Source organism: Microcystis sp. LEGE 08355 (assembly GCF_015207185.1).
GTDB lineage: Bacteria > Cyanobacteriota > Cyanobacteriia > Cyanobacteriales > Microcystaceae > Microcystis > Microcystis panniformis.
The window spans coordinates 1-2,776 of the sequence record NZ_JADEXI010000602.1 but is presented as its reverse complement, the minus strand read 5'-3'; the positions used below and the strand labels follow the sequence as shown (position 1 = coordinate 2,776).

Here is a 2,776-nt window from a genome sequence, read left to right as displayed (position 1 = left end):
CTTCTTGCTTTTTCCAATCGGTTAGCATTGAAGAAGTTTCAGTATATCCTACTCTTTCTTGTCTTTCATGCCAAGCTTGTGTTCTGAGATGGAGAGCTTTATTGTAAACTAATCTTACACAGCCCAAAGTGCGCCGCAATAGCGACTCTTGTTCGGGTGTGGGGTAAAATCGAAACGAATAGGCTTTTTCCATACCTCACGTTTTAGCATATATTTCGTAAACGATGCTCATATTTAACAGTAAAGCCGTCGTAGAACGACGGGGTTTCAGACCCAAATTTTCGATGATTTTTGATCATTCTAGGGCGAATCCTAGCATAATTCACAATTTAAGAAATTTTTACATTTTGCTCCCTCATGGCTTACTCCCAATTACAGGGGCGATAGATGCGATCGCAACCATTCCTCCAAATCTTCGGGTTGGGTAAAATCTAACAAAGCTTCTCCTAAAGCTTCCAGTTGATTAATTGAGAGAGCTTGAATTTGCGATCGCCTTTCAGGAGTCACTTCACCGATCCGACGCGAGAGGAGCCGCAGGATGAGCGCAGATTCTCCTTCCTGACGACCTTCCTCGCGACCTTCCTCCTTGGCTTCACGATATACCCTTGTATCTGCCAACTGTAGTCCTAGCATTGCATCAACCTCCTGCCGACTCAAGTTAGTCAACTTATACACCATAGCGATTTAGCCAAAGCACTAGGTCGTTTAATGCTGTAAAATCCAACAAAGCCTCAGCCAAGGACTCTAATTGCTCGATTTCTAGAGCCTGAATTCGGGCAGCCAACACCTCATCCACCGCACCAAAGCGACGTTGCAATAGACGCAAAATCAGGGCAGATTCTCCTTCCAGTCGTCCTTCCAGTCGTCCTTCCAGTCGTCCTTCCAGTCGTCCTTCCAGTTGTCCTTCCAGTCGTCCTTCTTCCTTGGCTTCACGATATACCCTTGTATCTGCCAATTGTAGTCCTAGCATCGCTTCCACCTCCTGCCGACTCAAGTTAGTAAATTTATACACCATAATTGTGGCAATCATTTCTATTATGGCGCGACCCGCTTCTGGATCTGCAATTTGCTGTTGAGTTCGTGCCAGTAAATAGCGGGCTTTTTCTGGTGCTTGGGTTTCTTCGACAGTAGTCAGTACCATTAAGGCAACTCCTAGGGGTAACTGCTGAATTTCCCCTAATTCTTTCAGATAAATTCGATGCACCTGCTCACAATTGAGAAGCGATCGGTAGGGATGAGCATTACTTTGTTCTAGGTTACGGGTGGGATAGATGACAACAATTTGCCAATCGGTAAATCGTTCTCGCTGACGATAAAAATACAAAAATGATTCGCCAAAAACCCGTTCATAGAGTCGTTCGTCTTTTTGAAATTGCACTTCGCAAAAATAGATCACCCCGCTACTATCATTATCGGGTGGCAGGAATACGCCATCGATCTCGAATTTGGGTTCCTTGACGGCTACGGAGTCAAAGCGGTATTCGGTGGCATTATCTGGTGGGTTTTCGAGTAAATCGAAGAGAAGGGAGGGGGATTGTTGAAAAAGCTGGTAAAATATCGAGTCTCGTTTCATTATGATCGGGATTGCACCATAGCTCTTTCCCGATCTTCCCATAAAACCCCCAAAAAAAGAGAGAGGAAACCCGCGCTTCCTACCTCGTCTCCTACCTCGTTCCAGGGTTCTACCTGGGAACGCTATTTTCAGGTTCTACCTGAAGAATAATATATTTAAATTAGGCAGAGCCTAAATATTTGGTTACAAGGTTCTACCTTGTAACCAGCGAACCCGCGCTTCCTACCTCGTCTCCTACCTCGTTCCAGGGTTCTACCTGGGAACGCTATTTTCAGGTTCTACCTGAAGAATAATATATTTAAATTAGGCAGAGCCTAAATATTTGGTTACAAGGTTCTACCTTGTAACCAGCGAAAACCCCCTCAACTGACTGAATGAAGGGGTGTTTGTGATATTTTGTGGGCAATTTAGCCAACTTTTGTGGTTTGTTTTTCGGTGGATTTGGATGGTTTTAGTTTGCGCTTGAGGGTTGAAGCTGCGCCAAGAGTCCCGATAGCAAACAGTCCAAGGAGAGAATTGGGTTCGGGAACTTGTTTGGTGACGAAGTTCAGGGAATTGGCCATTAACCGTGCGCCATCGGTGCTACTGAGCCAGAAATCAGGTCGAGCATCGCTTGATGGGGGATAAAAATTCAACCCTGCTATTTTGCCCGCAAATGTGGAGGTATTGACAGCGATTAGCGGTGCCCCATTACTCCAGTCAGCCACTGCTACCGCGCCAGGGTTGAAAGAGCCCACTGTATTGTAGAAACTCGCTGACCCGCCATTGAAGCTGGTAACGCCTGCGAGGATCGGGTTGGATGGATCGTAAATTGTTCCTAATGTTAGATTTCCGGGGTTGTTCTGTTGTCCTAGTTGCCAAACATTGTAGTTTTGCGCCTTCCACCGACCACCAATGTCTAAGTCGTAACCGTTATAGAACGAAAAAGTCGCTTGGACTACTCCACCACCCGCATCGACGTAATCTGCTAATACGTTACCGAAAGTGGTTGTATCAGCAAAACCGTAATCAGAAAAGGACAGTACGGCATCATAAGCCTGTAATTGCGCGAGAGTTGGGGTAGAAGAACTGACATCCAGTATCCCACATTCCGCACCCTAAGTGTCACAACGTCTCGAAAGAGGAAGATGCCTGAGTCAAAATACTTATCTAGAGGAGTGAGTTGGCGGCAAGCTGCCGGCAACTAAGCCGAAAATTCCAGGG

At 45.9% G+C, this 2,776-nt stretch carries 4 protein-coding genes; all 4 read right to left on the bottom strand.

Features of this window, described 5'->3' with window-relative positions; translation table 11 throughout:
- The coding region (locus IQ242_RS21750) for a helix-turn-helix domain-containing protein (RefSeq protein ID WP_193961373.1) at positions 1 to 193 on the bottom strand (193 nt) is incomplete at its 3' end.
- Positions 194 to 372: 179 nt separating this feature from the next.
- Positions 373 to 633: a DUF4351 domain-containing protein gene (locus tag IQ242_RS21745; protein WP_002766597.1), complete on the bottom strand. Its 261-nt coding sequence runs from the start codon at positions 631 to 633 to the stop codon at positions 373 to 375.
- A 34-nt stretch (positions 634 to 667) separates the two neighbouring features.
- Positions 668 to 1,573, bottom strand: a complete 906-nt coding sequence (locus IQ242_RS21740) for an Rpn family recombination-promoting nuclease/putative transposase (protein WP_193961372.1) — start codon at positions 1,571 to 1,573, stop codon at positions 668 to 670.
- 407 nt (positions 1,574 to 1,980) lie between these two features.
- Positions 1,981 to 2,655, bottom strand: coding sequence for a PEP-CTERM sorting domain-containing protein (locus tag IQ242_RS26450; protein ID WP_370583039.1), 675 nt, complete (start codon positions 2,653 to 2,655; stop codon positions 1,981 to 1,983).
- Positions 2,656 to 2,776: the final 121 nt, after the last annotated feature.